At 58.9% G+C, this 16,623-nt stretch carries 12 protein-coding genes and 1 pseudogene; 4 read left to right on the forward strand and 9 right to left on the reverse strand.

The genetic code is table 11. The features are described from left to right. Nucleotide 1: 1 nt before the first annotated feature. The 7 genes from BC1002_RS33475 to BC1002_RS33505 are packed head-to-tail and all read right to left on the reverse strand — an operon-like array spanning nt 2 to nt 6,056. The gene (locus BC1002_RS33475; protein WP_013094408.1) at nt 2-625 is read right to left on the reverse strand and encodes a toxin co-regulated pilus biosynthesis Q family protein; all 624 of its coding nucleotides are present in this window, start codon (nt 623-625) and stop codon (nt 2-4) included. Between the two features lie 3 nt (nt 626-628). After that, entirely contained in the window at nt 629-1,066 is a 438-nt protein-coding gene (locus BC1002_RS33480; protein ID WP_013094409.1) for a lytic transglycosylase domain-containing protein, read from the reverse strand. Next, entirely contained in the window at nt 1,066-2,367 is a 1,302-nt protein-coding gene (locus tag BC1002_RS33485; RefSeq protein ID WP_013094410.1) for a TrbG/VirB9 family P-type conjugative transfer protein, read from the reverse strand. The genes BC1002_RS33480 and BC1002_RS33485 overlap by 1 nt, the downstream gene beginning before the upstream one ends. Then, nucleotides 2,364-3,152 carry a transglycosylase SLT domain-containing protein gene (locus tag BC1002_RS33490; protein ID WP_041736202.1) on the reverse strand — a complete coding sequence of 263 codons (789 nt, stop codon included), beginning with the start codon at nt 3,150-3,152 and terminating at the stop codon, nt 2,364-2,366. Before BC1002_RS33490 ends, BC1002_RS33485 begins: the two co-directional genes overlap by 4 nt. Nucleotides 3,153-3,162: 10 nt before the next feature. After that, nucleotides 3,163-4,461: a TraB/TrbI/VirB10 family type IV secretion system protein gene (locus tag BC1002_RS33495; RefSeq protein WP_013094412.1), complete on the reverse strand. Its 1,299-nt coding sequence runs from the start codon at nt 4,459-4,461 to the stop codon at nt 3,163-3,165. Between the two features lie 12 nt (nt 4,462-4,473). Further along, on the reverse strand, nt 4,474-5,358 hold the full coding sequence (locus tag BC1002_RS33500) for a TrbG/VirB9 family P-type conjugative transfer protein (protein WP_013094413.1): 885 nt from the start codon (nt 5,356-5,358) through the stop codon (nt 4,474-4,476). Continuing rightward, entirely contained in the window at nt 5,355-6,056 is a 702-nt protein-coding gene (locus BC1002_RS33505) for a VirB8 family type IV secretion system protein (protein WP_013094414.1), read from the reverse strand. Before BC1002_RS33505 ends, BC1002_RS33500 begins: the two co-directional genes overlap by 4 nt. A gap of 424 nt (nt 6,057-6,480) precedes the next feature. Between BC1002_RS33505 and BC1002_RS33510 the strand changes: the two genes are divergently transcribed. Then, complete coding sequence (locus BC1002_RS33510; RefSeq protein ID WP_041736335.1) at nt 6,481-7,026, forward strand: hypothetical protein; 546 nt, start codon at nt 6,481-6,483, stop codon at nt 7,024-7,026. A 152-nt stretch (nt 7,027-7,178) separates the two neighbouring features. Here BC1002_RS33510 and BC1002_RS33515 read toward each other — a convergent pair whose 3' ends face one another. Then, entirely contained in the window at nt 7,179-8,555 is a 1,377-nt protein-coding gene (locus BC1002_RS33515) for a replication initiation protein (protein WP_013094416.1), read from the reverse strand. Between the two features lie 836 nt (nt 8,556-9,391). On the opposite strand from BC1002_RS33515, the gene BC1002_RS33520 reads away from it, so the two are divergent. From BC1002_RS33520 to BC1002_RS33530, 3 genes and pseudogenes are all read left to right on the forward strand, one after another. Continuing rightward, nucleotides 9,392-10,600 carry a ParA family protein gene (locus tag BC1002_RS33520; RefSeq protein ID WP_013094417.1) on the forward strand — a complete coding sequence of 403 codons (1,209 nt, stop codon included), beginning with the start codon at nt 9,392-9,394 and terminating at the stop codon, nt 10,598-10,600. Beyond that, nucleotides 10,597-11,580: a ParB/RepB/Spo0J family partition protein gene (locus BC1002_RS33525; RefSeq protein WP_013094418.1), complete on the forward strand. Its 984-nt coding sequence runs from the start codon at nt 10,597-10,599 to the stop codon at nt 11,578-11,580. Before BC1002_RS33520 ends, BC1002_RS33525 begins: the two co-directional genes overlap by 4 nt. A gap of 2,911 nt (nt 11,581-14,491) precedes the next feature. After that, nucleotides 14,492-15,641 (forward strand): annotated as a pseudogene (locus BC1002_RS33530) (PDDEXK nuclease domain-containing protein). Between the two features lie 261 nt (nt 15,642-15,902). Here the strand turns inward: BC1002_RS33530 and BC1002_RS33535 are convergent. Next, complete coding sequence (locus BC1002_RS33535) at nt 15,903-16,523, reverse strand: SEL1-like repeat protein (RefSeq protein ID WP_013094419.1); 621 nt, start codon at nt 16,521-16,523, stop codon at nt 15,903-15,905. Between the last annotated feature and the right edge of the window lie 100 nt (nt 16,524-16,623).

A 16,623-nucleotide genomic window follows, 5' to 3' on the forward strand; every position in this document is an offset into this window, starting at 1 on the left:
GTTAGTCCTGGCAGTTGCCCGCGCGCGCGATGACGCGGATGACGTTGTTCGTGTGACGGCAGATGCGCGTGGGCACCCGCATGTGATTGGTCGCCTGCATGACCTGCGTGAGAACGGTCGTGAAGTCGCCAGAGAAAGTCGCGTTGAATTCGAGCGGCAGATCGTCATCGACCTTCCACGCAAGTTGCCAGCCCTGCGTCTGCAACCAGCGGTCGAGCGCGTTGCGCAGATTGAGGTCCTGCGGCGAAAGCGAAAGCGTCATCGTGGCAGCCGGTGCTGTCGGAGTGCCCGGCAGAACCACCGAGGCAACACCTGTTGCGGTCTGTGAGGACGAGGCATCCAATGCCGTCCGCGCAACGGGTGCAGCAACCACTGCGGTTGCGGGTGCGGGTGCGGGTGCTGGTGCGAGCGCGGGCGCGGGTGCTGGTGCGGAAATCGCAGGCGTCGCGCGAGACGACGGGACTGCCGCGAGGATCTGCCATCCGTCGCCGGCGGGGGCCGCGACGTGCGACTGGTCCGGGTCGATTGCGGCGTGGCTCCAGCCTGATGCGCCCACTAGCGCCAGTGCAGCCAGGATACGCGCGATCACGCGCACCCGTTCATTGCGTTCGATGGTCACGTTCATTCGTTATTGCCCCTGCCGCTGCAGGCGGCGATAGATTGCGTTGGCATAGATCAGCTGCTTCTGGGTCGAAACCGCGTTATAGGCACCCACGGCCTTCCAGGTCGGCCCGAACTGTCTGATGTTCGAGGCCAGAATCCACGTACCGACGTAGGCGTTCACGCAGGCGTTGAAAAGGTGCTCCCGGCGAATGCCATACCGGGCAAGCACGGGTAGCCACGATGAGTTGATCTGCATGAGGCCGATGTCTTCGGTCCCGTTGCTGTTCACGTTCACTGCGTTCGGCCGCATGCCTGATTCATGCTGTGCGATCGCGCGCACGAGTTGTGCGCTGATATGACGGTAAGCAGCGGCGTCCTCCAGACAGTCAGCGCGCGCACCGAAGGCACAGCCAATCAGCACCGCGCTGACCACGGAAACAATGGAAATGCGCGCACCGTACATCACGATTTCGCCACCGCTGTTGCAGGTGCCGTCGGCGCGGGCTGGGAGCCGGGCGCGGCACGCTCGAAGTACTTCACATCGTGGCGACGGGTGACATTCACGGTATTGCCATCCGCCGTGACGATGAACTGTTCGGCCGTGCCGTTGAACATGTAGTACCGGCCCTTCTGCTCGCCCGAGCCCAGGTGCTTCACGTCTGCTACTTGGATCTGCACTACCGACCCGGCGAATTTGAAATACGTGTGGCCGTCGCGGTCGAACACAGCCTCGAGGTGCGCCGGGCTGGTGGTGTCGAATTCATAGACAGTCCCCGCGGAACGCGCGAGCTCGACCGTCTTCGTGCCGTCCGACACGACCATGCGCTCGGCGCGCTCGATGGTCATCACGTTCGTACCGGCATCCCACTTCGGATGCAGCGAACGGCCTTCGGGCGTTCTGAACGACAGCTCCCCAGTGGGCTTCGACGCGAAGCGGATCTGTGTATGCGTGTCGTCGCCGTCGCGGATCGCCTGCGCGCCAAAGTATTCGGCCAGCAGGGATGCGGGCGGAGTGGGCGATGCCGCTTCCTCAGGTTTCGCAGCCGCCCGCTGCGCAACCGCATCGGCTTGCGGTTTCTCGCCCGCGGCATAGTTGAGCGCGCCTGACTTTGGCGCATCGCGGTGCAGGCGGATGTGTCGCGACGTGAAGTCGACGTCCGCATACAGTCCGGATTGCGTCATCAGGCGATCGAGTGCCTGCATCCAGTTCTCGCCTGCACGCGTGGCAAAGGCGCTTGCGTCGGTGATGTCCACATCCTTCTGTGCAGACCCGGTCCAGCCCTGCGGAGCCAACGCTTTCACGAAGCTGGCCACGGGCATGCTTGCCCTGAGCGCGCGGACCGGTTCAAGCGCACCATGTGTGCCGATGAGCACGAGGCGATTGGTGAAGCCATCGAAGCCAGCGGGCTGATCGTCGCGCAGCGCCGCGAGCGCGCCACGCGCTCCGCCGCCGATGAACGTGTTCGCCTTCGTCCAGCGCGCACTGGCCTGCCGGCCGGCTACCGTGTACGTGACCGTTTCGGGCGTGCCGTCGACCACGACATAGGGGCCTTCCGCGTGGCCACCGACCGCGGAAATAACCTGGCCCGCGCGAGGCTGGATGTAGGTCTTCGATCCGTCGTTGAAGATGAGCGCAGGACGTTCTGCGATACCGCCTGCAATCTCGTAATCGAAATCGAATGGGTCAGTGTTCGCCGCATGTGCCGTGATCGCGCCGAACAGCGCGAGACAGGCAAGAGCAATTCGGGAAACGTTGAGCTTCATAGGCCGGTCTGGATCTGATTGAGGTGCCGCGCGAAACGCGCCAGATACGCCTGCCCCGGAGCCGGATTGGCGCTGTGGTAATACGCGATCGCCTTCGCGACCGAGTGAGTCTTGCTGTAGTTCTCGTTGAGAATGTCCTCAGCAACACGGATGCTGGTCGCAGGTGCCAGGGCTTCCCACGGCGAAGCGAAGCGCCGCGCATGCCAGCACCAGTTCACCTGCATGAGGCCTACGTCGAAGTCGCACCGCCCGCGCGCGATCAGCGACTCGATTACGCGATATGCGTCCTCGCGCGATCTGAAGAAATAGCCCTGCCCTGCAACGTTCAGGGTCCATGGCCATGCCCGGCCATTGAACGCAGATTCATTGAGCGCGATGCCCGCCAGCACCTTGGGATCGACGCTCGCATGCATCAGCTCGAATGGCGCCGTCGCGCCTGCGCACGCCCAGCCGCCACGACCTTCCGCGATCGCAGCCTGCGCGTCGTCATCAAGCACGACAGGTTGCAGCCAGCCCTTCTTCACCAGCAGACGCTCGAGCGGAACCTCGCGCGCATCGACCGACACCGTCATACCGGTCTCGGGATTGCTGCGCACCGGCTGGCCAACGAGTGGTGCGGCCCACGATTCGAACGCTTTTAGCCCGCAGTAGAAAACGGGTTTGCCATCGAAGTCCGCGACCGAGCGTGCGCCTGCCTGCGTCAGCACGAGGCTCGTCGGGCTGATGATGTTCTCGATGGTCGCCGCGCGGCCTGTTATCGAAAGCGACGCCAGCGAGAGGATCATGACGAGGCGCCTAGTCACCGCGGTACGGCTCCATGTAGATGTCGCGATTGACCTTGATCATGAAGCGGCGCTCGCCCGGGCCCGTCGTGATCGTGGGCGGGATGTTCTTGTAGCGATCGAGAACAGACTGCGATGTCTGCGCCGCGACCTGTCCGGCGGTCGTGCCCACCTGCGTCACGCCGAGCGGGCCAGTGGTGGTCGACGACGTGCCGCCCTTGTCGAATGCGCCCAGAAGGATCGCCGTGAGGAACGACGTGCCGAAGATCTTCAGGAAGTGGCTGTTGACGTCGCCGGAGAACCCTGCCGACCCATCGGCATCCGCACCCTGCCCGCCGTAGAGCGGCACATGCTTGCCGTTGGGTAGCCGCATTTCGGTTGCCGCAACAAGAATGGTCTGCTGCCCGGGCTGGATATCCGAACTGTATGGCGCGGTGATCATCGTGCCCTTCGGGATCATCAGGCAGTCACCGCGAATGCTGTCGTAGACGTCCTTTTCCACCATGAGCGCAGCGGTGCCGGGACGATCGGAATTCAGCCCCTCGATGGAGAGCACCGGAATATGGTGCGGCGGCGAAAGCACGCAACCGTGCGCCTGTCCAACGAAGCCGCCGCGGGAAAAATCCTCGCCGTTGCCGGACTGCCCTGCTGCGGTCCTGATAAACGCCGTATCGCGGTCCTGCGTCGATGAAACGGCGCCACGCCCGGCCTCCGGGCCAATGCCCGCTGCCGCCAGCGCTGCGGCGACCTGTGCACCGGCTGCACCGGTGGCAGCCTGCTGGGCGGATGCCTGTCGTGCGGCAATCTGCTGCGGCGTGAGGATGCCCGGTGGAAGGCTGGCCTGCGCGGTTCCGGAATCCTTGACCTTGACGCCGGGACGGAAGATCGCCGACGCGTAAATTGCGTCGGTATCCGCCTGGGTCTTGAGTTCACGAGTGCGCTGGTCAGCGACGAAGTTGTCCGCAGTCAGACCTGGGGCGAGGCTGGGCGCTGCAGCGGAAGCCGCGCGCGGCAACGCGGCAGCTCTCGCCTCGGACGCCGCAATCCGTCGTGCGGCCGATTGCTGGTCCGCAATGATCCTGTCGACGTCCTGGGTGCTGTTCGATTTGTCGACCACTTCTGCCTGTTTGGCCTTCTTTGCCAGTTTCGCCTCGTCGTCGACCTTCGCGCTCTCCTTGACCTGATAGTAGAAGCCCAGTGCCGCAATGACGACGGCCGCGACTGCCCCTGCGCTGATCAGCGCGTTGCGTGGCGACTTCCCCTTGACGATCTGCGCCTGCGCGCCCGTCGGCTGTCCGTTTAGCCCTGTCATGTGCGCTTGCTCTCAGAAGCCGAAGATGCCGGGACGACCGCGCCTGATCGTGACCTGGTCGGTCGCAGCGCGCAGGACGATCTCGTCGGGCACTTCCTGCACGACGATGTACTGTCCACGACGGATGAAGTTGGGGCTGACGTTGTCGCCATGATCCCTGACGATCGGCACGGCAAAAGGCGCATTCGCAGGCAGGCGCAGCCACACCGACTTGCCATCATCGAATACCGTCTCCGGCCGGAACGGCGCCGAGCCCGATACCGTGTAGTCGAAGTTCAGCTTGTCAGGCGATACACCGAGCGGACCGGAACCATTGGCATTGGGTCCACCCTGCCCCGCATCGGTCGTGTCAGGGTTGCCATCCTCGCGCGCGCGAACCTTGGCCATCAGTGAACCGGGATAGTTGAACCGCACGGTCTGATAGAAAAGACCCCCCATCGGCGAGGAGACGAGTGTCATGTCGTACTCGCGCTGGTTAGTCGTGAGGTGCAGCGTGTTGACGAGACCCGGCTTGACCGGCTTGATAAACACGTGGTTCGACCCGTCGGTATCCACGATCCACTGGATCGAATCGCCAAGCGCGGGCTCAGTCGCCAGGACTTCTCCGCGCGCCAGCTCGATCGTTGTGGTCTTGAGCGGCGCAGTCATGATGCGGTAGATCTGGTCGCGGCTATAGGAGAACACCGCCATGCGGGCGTCGCCGGGCATGGTGATCGGGTCGGTACCGGCGTTATACGGATTCACCGGGCTCATGGGATCGCCAATCGCAGTGGCGATATCGAAGGGTGCGGACGGAACCTGGCTGCCCTTCCCTGCAGCAGACACTGGCGAGCAAACCACCGTGACGCAGGCAAGAGCCGCGACCCACGAGGCGAGCGTGCGGGAGTCGATCATCATTGGGTCTTCTGGATTGAGAACAACGGATAGAAAACGCCGAACGGGTTCATACCGAGCGCGTCTTCCGAAGTCGGGGGAATGATCTGGTAGCGGAACGTCAGGGCGTACTTCTGCAACACCGGCTTGTCAGTCGGCGATTGCGTCGTGCTTGTCGTGAACTCCACCACCGCGGTCGAGTCTTCGAGCATCGCGACGTTGGTCACCCGCACTTCCCGCACCAGCTTCGGGTTGAGCGTGATCTGCTGGAACGGTGCATCCGTCTTGACCCAGTCGCCGAACTGGTTGCGTGCATTGCCGACCATCATGGCCTTCACGCCGTTGATGTTGCGAGCCATGCGCGACGTCTGGATGTCATCGGTGAGCACCGGCTCGATCGTGAACCATCGCTCGACGGTCTCACGAAGCGAGGTGCGGATAGCCTGATCGTCTGGCTTGTATGCCGTCAGTTGGGTAACGACAGCATGGCCGTTCGCGTCCCCCGACACACCATAGGCCTTCACGACGGACGGCGCCGGATTTCGGGTGTAGATTGCGCCGCCAGCAATGAACACGAGGATGAAGCAGAAGGTCTTCCAGTGGTTCGCTTCAACGCGCAGGCGCGAGCCGTTATCGAAGATGATCTTCTCGGGATCATCTTCGGAGTAGCCCCCAGGGGCGGTAGACAGTGCTATCTGCTTTTTGCTGCGGAAAAGAGGCATGACGCTCGTTCCATTTGGACCGACTCCATTGAATCAGTCCACATGGGAAGCGAGTCATGCAAAAGAGGTGCGATTAGTGAAGGCTTTCTGGGCTGGCATTCCTAGCTGGCGCCGCGTCAGCCGGCTGATGGGTTTAACCCGAAATGATGATGATTTTGGGGTAGCTTTCGGGGCAGCGACTGAGACTGTATGCGAATAGGATCGTGGCTGTTACATGGGTTGCATGGACTCGCTCAGTAACGTCTTTGATCTAAAACAGAAATGTAGAGCTTTTGGCGTCAGCCGGCTGACGAAAGTTTCGGGCGATATAAATCAACATACCTTGTTCTTCAAAAGGCGACATGTGACCGCCCGGGTAATGCTTGAGCTTCCTTGACACTTGATCATCCGGGGTAGCATCAACTCGTTTTGGAAAACCATCGACATGAAGATAGATTCGCTTACGCTACGTCAGCAAGAGGCTCTGGCTCAATACGATAGCCTGCGCCGGCGGAAGGCGTCGACCATCGCGCTTGGGCGGCTTTGCAGCTCGTTTTTGAATCGGCAAATCTGGCGATCGCAATCTGAAATGGCTTCAGCCTTGGCAATTTCCAAACCGCACGTCACCCGGTTGCTGCGCGCAGCAAAAGTCCCAGACGAAGTTGTCCATACTTTTGGCGGCGCACATCGCATTTCCTTTGAAACCGTGGAGAGACTCGCGAAGATTGAAAAGGAGAACGGGCGCATGCTTTTAATAGCTCGCGCGGTGAGCTTTGGCGTCCGTTCCGACCTCAAGGTGCACGAGATACTCGCGGGCTTGGCTTCTGGGTTCTTGGCGCCGATCCGAAAACAAGTCGTGAGGCTCGCACGCCATAACGAGGAAGGATATATCCGGCTGTACTCGCCGCAATTGAGCCGCATGTCCTCAGATCTTCCGCGTCTTGAGAAGGCAATCAACGCTGTTTTGAATGGCGTGTTGTTACTGATCTGAGAAGATGCTGGTAGAGAGCGACGCGTCCGTTGAGCCGCATCGTTTTCGTCGCCAGGTCAAACTGCGTCTCCGGGTATTTCGATACAGGAGAGACGTCAGCCGGAACTCAGAGCTCTCTCCGGCAAACATTCGATACAAGCATCGAGCTAAAGCTAGCGAGATTTGCCAGACCTAGACCTGTTGAATACATAGCCCGCAAATCCGTCTTTTAGGTCGGGGTACTTCTGGATGGTGGGTTCGGCCAAATCGCTCGTTGGATCGATTCCCAACCGACGCAACGTAAGTTTGCCGGCGGGCGTGACCTTATAGGTTCGCCGCCAGTCCTCTCGCTGTCGAAGTGTCGCAGCTTCATAAGCTTCCCATCCACGGCGGACTTCTTCGACTCTGCGATCCTGCGCATGTACATCCTGCGCCGCGACGCGCAACGCCGCGCGATTGACAGCCTGTTCTTTCACTTCGACTTCGCGCTGTTCTGTCAGAGCTAACGTCTCCTGAATCTCTACCATCTGACGCTCAGCGTCGGAGATGATCCACCCCTCCTTCAAGGCCTTCATGAAGAATCCTGCCGGACTCTTCGACACCTTACCCAGTTTCAGGCTGAAACGCGTACGCTCGATTGCCTGTTCCAATCGTTCATCGTTGTAAGTGTCGCGCGATGCCGCGATCTGATTGAGCTGAGCGCTGGACAGCCCGAACTCCTGCTTCAACGTTTGATAAATCGCTTGCGCCTGCTCGTGAGTATGAAGGATGCGCTCAGCCATCTCTTTACGCTCGATGCGAAACTTCAGGCGACCGATTTTCCGAGATCCCTGCTCGTTACGCGTTTCGTACGAAAGCCTCAGGTCGGATACCTCGTTGATCTGTTCGATAGCGGGAACTAGCCAGTCTCGTTTGAAATACTTGAACTCGTTTGCCTTGGCACCCATTGCCCCTTGCCACAAACGCAATTCATCGAGCGTAAGCCAATCCGTTTCTCCTTCATCCGCGTAGGGAAGCAGGTGGTCGTACATGACCCGTGCGTAGCTGAGCGTGAAGAGGGACGTGATACGCAGGCTAAGCCAATGCGACTTGCCGGGACCACGTATGATGTCTATGAGATCCGGGGGTACTCGAAACTGAAAGCGGCCGCCTGAGTAGGAGATACGTCCAATCAGTTGCACTGAGCCAAAGGGTTTTTCGCCATCGGCGTCCGGCGCGGTAGTCGCCTGAATCAATGCCCGTTGGGCTTCCGTGATGACTTGCTCGAGATGTGCGTTGTTGCGACTCGAGTAACGCATGAGCCACTTAAAGTAGTCCAGCTCTACGTCATAGAGACCACGTATCTGTTCGTCCTGAGCAACGATGAAGTACGCCGCATCGATCAGACGTCGAGCTGCGACGCCTAAATCGATAATCCGGATCAGTACGTTCTTTCGCGCGAAGCCGATGTCGGATCGAGCCGTGTCGACTGGCAGATCCTGACCGGTTGCGTCGTCGAACAAAGCCAAGGCCAGTTGCCGAGATGTGGCTACTTGCCCAGCTGTTGTCATACGGTCCCCCAAGTTGTGGTCAACGATATCTGGAGCGGTACGGTACCGATGCGAAGGTGCCAAGTCAACACAGATCACCTCACCTTGCACGGCGGTCTACACAGAACACCTCACCTTTCCGACGTTCCTCGTCACAATTCGTCTCACCTCCCCGCCAAATCGCCTCACCTTGCTTCTCAATTCGCTTCACATTGCCGTGGTAAACGCCTCACCTTGCTTCTCAATTAACAGCACTTTTGGCACAATTCGCCTCACCTTTCGCTCTTAACTCGTTGTTTTTCAAGGAAACTGCAATTTGCGTTAGTTGTTTGTCCGTTTTGTTTATTTTGTAAACACAAACCACCAGTACCCCAGCGAGCAGAACGAACAGGCTGTAGCTGAGCGAATACGGTTCGGTTACTCAATGGGACTGGGAGAGGGAGAGTGCGTATTTGCGGACCCGAGTCTTTGGCAAAAGTCGACGGTTGGGGCTTTAGCGAAGGTGAGGCAAATTGTGTGGTGCACAAAAGGGAAGCAAATTTCGCCGCTTTTGCCACGATAAGGTGAGGCGTTCTGTGTTGGGATGGTTGAGCTTTCGTCTCCGGTCCCGTTGACGGTTTCTCGCCTTCTGCGATTTTTCGTTAAGGTCGTCTGCTAAGCTTGTCGCGTAAGTTATTGAAAAAAAGCAAAGAAATTTGTTCGAGCGGATCGCCCGGCTTTTATGATCAGATTTCGTTGGCAATTCTTTGGCGGGATGAGTATTCTACGGTTCGACGCGTGATCCAACAGGAACCGTAGAAACAGATGGTGAGCGTGAAGAAATCATCTCACCGTCGATAAAACATAGGAACTGCAAAATGAATTTGAGCGAATTGCCGGGAATAGACAGGCGCGTGAAGCTCTCCAATTTGGGGGAGTTCGCTGAGCGCCTGTCGGTGATGGCGAACGAACTGCGTGACCAAATTCTAGCTCCGAGACCTCGCAAGAACCCTCCCGTGTTCACAATTGGCGAGTTGGCAGAGCTATGTGGTATCGACCGCCAGAAAATTAACTATCTGGCTACGAAGGAAGGCGGTGAGCTTCCGCCGGGTGTGGCACACGGTACTGGCAGGGCGCGCATTTTTTCTCTTAAAGAAGTTCGCACGTGGGTGCAGCAGGTATCTGACATCTACCAGACTCCGCTGGTCACCGGCACTCGTGAACATCGTGGCCGCGTGTTAATCACTGCGAACTTCAAAGGGGGGTCTTGCAAGACCACTACAACCATGTGTCTTGCGCAAGGTTTGAGCCTGCGTGGTCGCAAGGTCCTCGTCATTGACCTCGATCCGCAGGCGTCCCTCTCGGAACTGTGCGGGCTCTACGCGGAAAAAGACGTGACATGGGAGGACACGGTCCTCCCTTTCATCTATGACCCGAACATCGAAGGCGGACTCGCAGCGAAGGTGCAAAGCACGTACTGGGATGGCCTAGACGTCATCCCTGCACACAACTACCTTCATGACGCGGAGTTTCATCTTCCTACTGCGCAACAGACAAACCCAGGCTTTGAATTCTGGTCTGTCCTTCGCAAGGGAGTTGAACCGCTTCGCGCTCAATACGACTACATCATTCTGGACACCGCCCCGTCTCTTTCCTACATGACCCTTAATGGTCTCATGGCGGCAGATTCGATGGTTATGCCCTTGGTTCCGGAGAGCTTGGACTTTATCTCCTCGGTGTCTTTCTGGTCTCTGTTCGCCGAGGTAGCACATGGTTTTGTGGAGCATGAGGTCGATAAAACGTACGACTTCATCTCTGTCCTCCTGTCTCGAGTGGACTATGGAACAACATCATCAGCGCCGGTCGTCCGCTCCTGGTCTCAACGTGCATACGGGGACTGGCTTAACACAACGGAGGTCCCGGCCAGTTCCGTTATGAGCAACGGTGCGTTGGCCTTCTCGACGGTCTTTGACCTATCGCGTTCCGATGCTGTTGCGAAGACTTTGGCGCGGGTGAAGCAACCACTGCTGGACTACTGCAAGTGGATCGACGATCAATATGTCTCGCAATGGAGGGCCGGACAATGAGCAACTTGCGTGAGCGCATGATGAGCAAAACTGCTGAGGTCCGGGCCGCGAAGGACATCAAGCTTGACCAGCAGCAAGAAAAGCCTACCAGCCCGCGGACCGCACCTGGAATGGCTGGCGCGTTAGCTCAGGCACAACAGAGAATCGTCGAACTTGAGAAGTCAGGCGCCGCGTCAGAAGTAACCGTTGCGGACATCGTTCCTAACCCGTGGCAGCCACGGAAGGTCTTCGACGATGCGAAGTTGAGGCAACTCGCGGAATCGATTCGCGAAGCGGGGCTGGTTCAACCAATCGTAGTCCGGCGGGCGGCGCACGGGCACCAGATTGTTGCTGGCGAGAGACGTTGGCGGGCACACAAGATGATCGATAAGGACACGATTAAGGCTGTCATCATCGATCTTTCGGATGAAGAGATGGCGATGTTAGCCCTCGTGGAAAACGTCGTCCGCGACGACCTATCCGACTATGAGATAGCTCGCTCGATTCGCAGCACGGAGAAAGAATTTCCCAACCGGAAGCGTATGGCGGAGGGATTGGGTATTTCTCGCTCGGAGCTGTATCGTTTCCTCGCCTTTTCGGAACTCCCGGACTTTGTGGTTAAGGATCTGGACATCCAGCCGCGGCTATTGGGGGCGACTGCCGCGGAGGGCCTCGTGTCGGTCTTGAGGGACAAGAACGGGAAGGCAGTCGACGTCGCTCGAGAGGTATGGGGAAGAGTGGTATCGGGGGAACTCGATCAATCAAAACTCGTGAGAACGATCAAGCAAGCCCTTCAAAGCGGTGACAATGGTTCACGCAGTGTCAGTGACCGTAGCATCGAGAAAATTTTCGCGGGAAAGAATCAAGCGGGGTCGATTACGAAAGATGCTTTGGGCTTTACCGTGAAGATCCGAGCCGGGATGCTTACAGACGAAAAGGAGAGGCAGATACGGACGCTCATCGCTGAGCTCTTTTCGGCCAGCAGCGGCAGCGCTAGCTGAGATCGAGCGACAAAGTGCCCTGAGGGGCACTTTTTATGGAGTGGCCCTCGTTAGTCGCGGACCTCGGGTGTGTCCCAAGAGGGGACGCGCTTCCCGGGCGGCGCCAAACTCGGCGATCCGATGATCGCCAGCTGAGGGGAGATCTAAAGGTTGTTTTCGCCGTGGACTCATCGGCGCGCCGTCGCCCTGATCGGCAGAGATGTCCCAAGTCGGGACACGCTTGGCGATCTGGAGAACGCCGGTGCAGGACGATTCTAGGATTGCTTTTGTCGTGGAGTCCACATCGCGCCGTTGTTCCGATCTGACGGAGAAGTGTCCCAAGTTGGGACACTTCTGCCTAAGACGCAAGCTCAGCGATCCGATCACCGGCCGCAGCAAATCTGGACACTTTTGTCGCGTGGACTCACGTTCGCGCGACGCTCTGACGTGCTAGAGGAGTATCCCCACGTTGGGACACGCGCGCCCTCGCGACGGCAACATTCGGCGACGCGGTGATGACCGGCCGCAGAAAATTTGGCCGTTTGCGCCGCCGTCCATTCAACGTCGCGCTGGCGCTTAAACTTGTCGAAGGCGTGTCCCCCGTTGACACACGTCCCGCGCAACACCAGCTTGGCGATCTGATAACCGCCGGCGGGTGGCAAATCTGAGGTTGTTTCGTCGCGTACTCACCGGCGCGCCTCCACGCCAATTCTACGGAGACGGCCCCGGCTGGACACTCTCCCCGCATCGGCAAGCTCAGCGATCCGTTGATCATCGGCCGCCGGAAGTCGGGGGTGTCGTCGTAGACCAACGTCGCGCCCACGTTCCGACCCGCCGGAGGAGTGTCCCAAGTTGGGACATGCGTCTTCTTGCCCACAGCCGGAAGTCCCTCTGCCTAGTTCAGCGGTGCAGGGCCCGCAAACTGACATCGCTGCGGCGCGCCCCGCTGAGTCTCCGAGCTACATCGGTGCTTGCGGCACATCGAATAGATCGCGGCCTCAGGACGAGATCTGAAAACGCGCTTTGGTCCGGGTTGAACAATAGGCGACATCGTCGCGTCTGCTACGGCAAGCCGATACGCGATTTGTGTTCCGGGTAATAAATCGAGCTTGATTGGGACGCGCGTCGATCCGCGTCGATCGCCCTGGGAAAAAGAAAGCGCGCCCGCATACAAGTCACTACCGATGGTCGACGAAGGCGCTTGCGCAACAGGCGGCTCGATTTCGCGGCATCTGGCTTGAGATGAAGCCTGTCTGCCACGTTCTCCGCGGTTTCGCAACAGCTTCAGGCGGCACGGGAAACGTCGAGCGTGCCAAGCGCAGCCTAAGTTGCGAGGGCAAGATTGCCAGCAGCTGGGAAAGCGTGAGGCATGCAGCGCATCCAAGTCCGTGTCGCCGACGTTCGTCGCGACTACTCATAAGGCCGCAGCCACGATCAGCTAAAGCCGCGTGCTGTGTGTATCGAGGACCTGAAGGTGCGCGAATGTCGAAGTCGGCTGGGGAACGCTTTGACATCCGGGCAAAAATGTGAAGCTCAAGTTCAGCCTGAACAAAGCGATTATCGACCAGGCTGGGCCGACTTCCGGCGGTAGCTGGCTTGCAAGCTCGACTGGCAGGGCTGCTCATTTCTGCGCCGCGGCGGCATGCGAGCCAAACGTGTCACTGCTGCGGGCACGGTCGGCAATAACAGCACCGCACAGCGAAGTTCCTCTGAAAGCGCGCGGTTCCTAGAGCTAGGTCGATGTGATCGACACAATCAACGTGCCTCGACGCGTAGAAGAGCTGCGGAGCAGTGAAAGGCCAGAAATGCCTTGGCTAGTCCGTGGAGAGGTGACGCAGTCAGATCGGTCTGTTGTACGCGAGCCCGCCGAAGCGACCACGCATGATGCTTCTCGCGCATAGTGTCGTAGGAATCCCCGCCTTCAGGCCCGGCAGGATATCAACACGAACAAGCCTAGTTTGGAGAATCGCATCGCATCCCCGCCAAGCTACAGATGCCTCAGTCCTCGACAGCGGTTGTAAGCACGACGGTTCGTTTGCGGTGGCATCGTCTACGCCCGCCCGCCCCTACTGTCGCGAGTCTTCGGTGGCGATGCAGACTGCGCCTCTGGGTGGACCAAATTCAGCGCCGGATTTACGGCCTGCGGAGACACCGCACGTCGTGAAATGGCGAGCGCCGTCAGACTGCAGTCAATGACACATCGATAGCTCGGGCCAAACCGACCGGCAAAAGTGCCTGGTAGAACTAAGGAAATGTTATTTTGCTGGCGTGACGCTTGGTTGGAAACTCAAAATTATCGAGGCAGAATGGTGCGCCCGTCTCCGTGAAACATTGCCGAACAATTTGCGCTAACCCGAAAGCCACGTCTGTCGGGGCTTCGTGCGGTTTATTCCACAATTGTTTCACGGCAGGCTTCCCCCTAACATGGACAAAAAGGCTGCTAGCTCTCGCTCCGACGTAGCCTGCGACGCCGGTTGGAACAGGCGTAGTGAACATTACGTAATTTGTAACGCCCTCGGAAAACTATGCGTGGCTATTCGAGGGGGCACTCCGTCAATGACGCTGCAAATGCGTCAGGAGGAAACAGGAAACCTCGCAGGCCGCCCGAAGAACGTAGTGAATGCGCCTCGACTGCGCGAATAAATCGGCTTACTCGCGTCCGCGCTCGAGGTTGCAACTAACCGTCAGTTTGCGTCGACGTTCCCACGGCTTCGCCACAAATCGTCCTGCAAACAGGAGGGCAGCTTGTCACGTTGGGGACGTCAACGAACACACTCGGTCAATGCTGTTCGAGCGCATGGCGCTATCTCGCAAGCTGCGGGCTGCGACAGCATGTCAAAATGAGTTGGTCTTACGAAGGGTGAACGCGTGGCTGTTTCAGGAGTTCCAGTCGGGTATCCTTCTTTCGATGAGACTAGTGAAAGCCGAAACAATGAATGACGTAATACTGCCCGAAGGCGCTTACAGCGACACGCTCCCTGACGTGGTCGAGCTGTTGGAGGAGGGGCGCCGGACCGCGGCGCGGAGTATCAATGCGCTGATGACGGCGACGTATTGGCTGGTCGCGTCGGATCGTTGAATCTGAGCAGGGCGGGCAGGGGCGTGCGGCTTACGGGCAGGCGCTCCTGCAGCGACTGTCCGCAGATCTGACGAGGCAGTTCGGTCGGGGTTTCGGTGCAGACAATCTCGAATTGATGCGCCTGTTCTACCAGAGCTATCCGCCGGGTGAGATTTCCGAATCAGCGATTCGGAAATCCAGGACGCAGGCGGCCAAGGCAAAATCCGAATCACCGGTTCGGATTTTCTCGCTTCAACAGTTGGGTGAGCGCTTCCCGTTGTCCTGGACGCATTATGTGCGGCTGATGCGACGGACACGTTCACCCGAAGAACGGGCGTTCTACGAAACGGAAGCATTACGAGGCGGCTGGAGCGTGCGACAGCTCGAACGCCAGATGGGCACTCAGTTCTACACGCGGACATTGCTGTCCAAAGACAAGCGTGCGATGCTCGAACAGGGTGCCGTTGCTAAACCGAACGACACCGTGACGCCCGAAGAAGCAATTAAGGATCCCTATGTACTAGAGTTTCTGGACCTGAAGGACGAGTACTCCGAAAGCGACCTTGAAGAAGCGCTAATTCATCGGCTTGAGGACTTCCTGCTTGAGCTGGGCGGCGACTTCACATTCGTCGGGCGGCAGAGGAGGTTACGTATCGGCGACAGCTGGTTTCGCGTGGATCTGCTCTTCTTTCACCGGAGACTGCGGTGTCTGGTGCTCATCGATCTCAAGCTGACCGAGCTGAATCATGCTGACGTCGGCCAGACGCATATGTACTGCAATTACGCCAAGGAACATTGGACTTTACCTGATGAGAATCCGCCGGTCGGCCTGATCCTTTGCGCGAGAACTAACGCGGCAATCGCGCGCTATGCGCTTGACGGCCTGCCAAACAAGGTGCTTGCCGCGGAGTATCACACCGTGCTTCCGGACGAACAATTACTTGCTGATGAACTGGCAAAGACCCGTCGCGAATGGGAGGCGCAGCATCCCATTCTGTCGGACAGGGGTCGCTCGCAAGACTAACGCACTTTGCAATCAATCATGGGGACCATCGGAGCCAGTCTGATCACACTGCCGGCTATTGCCGTCGCTCACGTAACGGCTTAGGCCTGGTGGCCGAACATGCTTTGCGGTCGTTCGCAGGATCAGAGATCGCGAATGAAAGCGCAGCGGTGGAGCGGCTGACCGCAAAAGGGTGGCGCAAAGGAGGAAACAGTCATTGAAACGTGATCCATGATTCGAAGTGAGACACCGTTTCGCGCGGGGTGTCACGCCGGCAGGGTTTCAACCCAGCGCTTCCAGACGGCGTTGGCAACGTTTATCTTCGCCACCGCGTCGATAACTTTGCATGGCCTTTGTGCGGTCCCGGACAACGCTATTGTCTTCCGCACCCCAGACACCTTCCCAGAAAAGTCCGAGATTGTGTGCCGAGGCCTTGTGTCCCAGCTCAATGGCCTGCTCGTACAGCGAGCGCGCACGGATTGCGTCCACCTGCATGCCGCGCCCGAGCCGTGCACTGTCGGCAAGCGCCGCGGCGGCCAGCCCGCGCAGACGACCGTCCGCGGTCTCGTCCTTCATCACGTCTGCAAGAATCGCGTTACCTCTGCCAAAGTCCGCCTCTCCTCCTGTTGGTGTGACGAGAGAAATAGCCATGGCCATTCGCGAGGCGGGATGGCGGTTCGCGCCAATACGCTCCAGCAACCAGCGGCCCAGATGGGGTGCGCGGTCTAACGTGCTGGTGAGCATTGCATTTGCGATCGCCGCGAGCGACTCCGGTGACAGGAATCCAGTCTTGTTTGCCGCAATGACGTGGCGCGAGAACTTTGCGACATCCAGTGTAGGGTCAGCGTGGCGCAACTGATGCCATTCGCGGTCGATTGTCCTGACCCAGCTTTCCATTTGCATGGTGAGCAATCTCCCGGTGAAGAATGCACCTGATTCTAGCTCACCTTTTACCAATTGCAATGTCGGGATCCCGTGTCCTTGGCTGCGTACGTTCGGCAGG

The organism is Paraburkholderia atlantica (assembly GCF_000092885.1).
Classification (GTDB): domain Bacteria; phylum Pseudomonadota; class Gammaproteobacteria; order Burkholderiales; family Burkholderiaceae; genus Paraburkholderia; species Paraburkholderia atlantica.

Excerpts from the sequence above, each read along its gene's own strand:
- BC1002_RS33535 (WP_013094419.1), bottom strand. The coding sequence starts at position 16,523 with ATGCAAATGGAAAGCTGGGTCAGGACAATCGACCGCGAATGGCATCAG.
- BC1002_RS33505 (WP_013094414.1), bottom strand. The coding sequence starts at position 6,056 with ATGCCTCTTTTCCGCAGCAAAAAGCAGATAGCACTGTCTACCGCCCCT.
- BC1002_RS33490 (WP_041736202.1), bottom strand. The coding sequence starts at position 3,152 with ATGATCCTCTCGCTGGCGTCGCTTTCGATAACAGGCCGCGCGGCGACC.
- BC1002_RS33495 (WP_013094412.1), bottom strand. The coding sequence starts at position 4,461 with ATGACAGGGCTAAACGGACAGCCGACGGGCGCGCAGGCGCAGATCGTC.
- BC1002_RS33475 (WP_013094408.1), bottom strand. The coding sequence starts at position 625 with ATGAACGTGACCATCGAACGCAATGAACGGGTGCGCGTGATCGCGCGT.
- BC1002_RS33520 (WP_013094417.1), top strand. The coding sequence starts at position 9,392 with ATGAATTTGAGCGAATTGCCGGGAATAGACAGGCGCGTGAAGCTCTCC.
- BC1002_RS33525 (WP_013094418.1), top strand. The coding sequence starts at position 10,597 with ATGAGCAACTTGCGTGAGCGCATGATGAGCAAAACTGCTGAGGTCCGG.
- BC1002_RS33515 (WP_013094416.1), bottom strand. The coding sequence starts at position 8,555 with ATGACAACAGCTGGGCAAGTAGCCACATCTCGGCAACTGGCCTTGGCT.
- BC1002_RS33500 (WP_013094413.1), bottom strand. The coding sequence starts at position 5,358 with ATGATGATCGACTCCCGCACGCTCGCCTCGTGGGTCGCGGCTCTTGCC.
- BC1002_RS33480 (WP_013094409.1), bottom strand. The coding sequence starts at position 1,066 with ATGTACGGTGCGCGCATTTCCATTGTTTCCGTGGTCAGCGCGGTGCTG.
- BC1002_RS33510 (WP_041736335.1), top strand. The coding sequence starts at position 6,481 with ATGAAGATAGATTCGCTTACGCTACGTCAGCAAGAGGCTCTGGCTCAA.
- BC1002_RS33485 (WP_013094410.1), bottom strand. The coding sequence starts at position 2,367 with ATGAAGCTCAACGTTTCCCGAATTGCTCTTGCCTGTCTCGCGCTGTTC.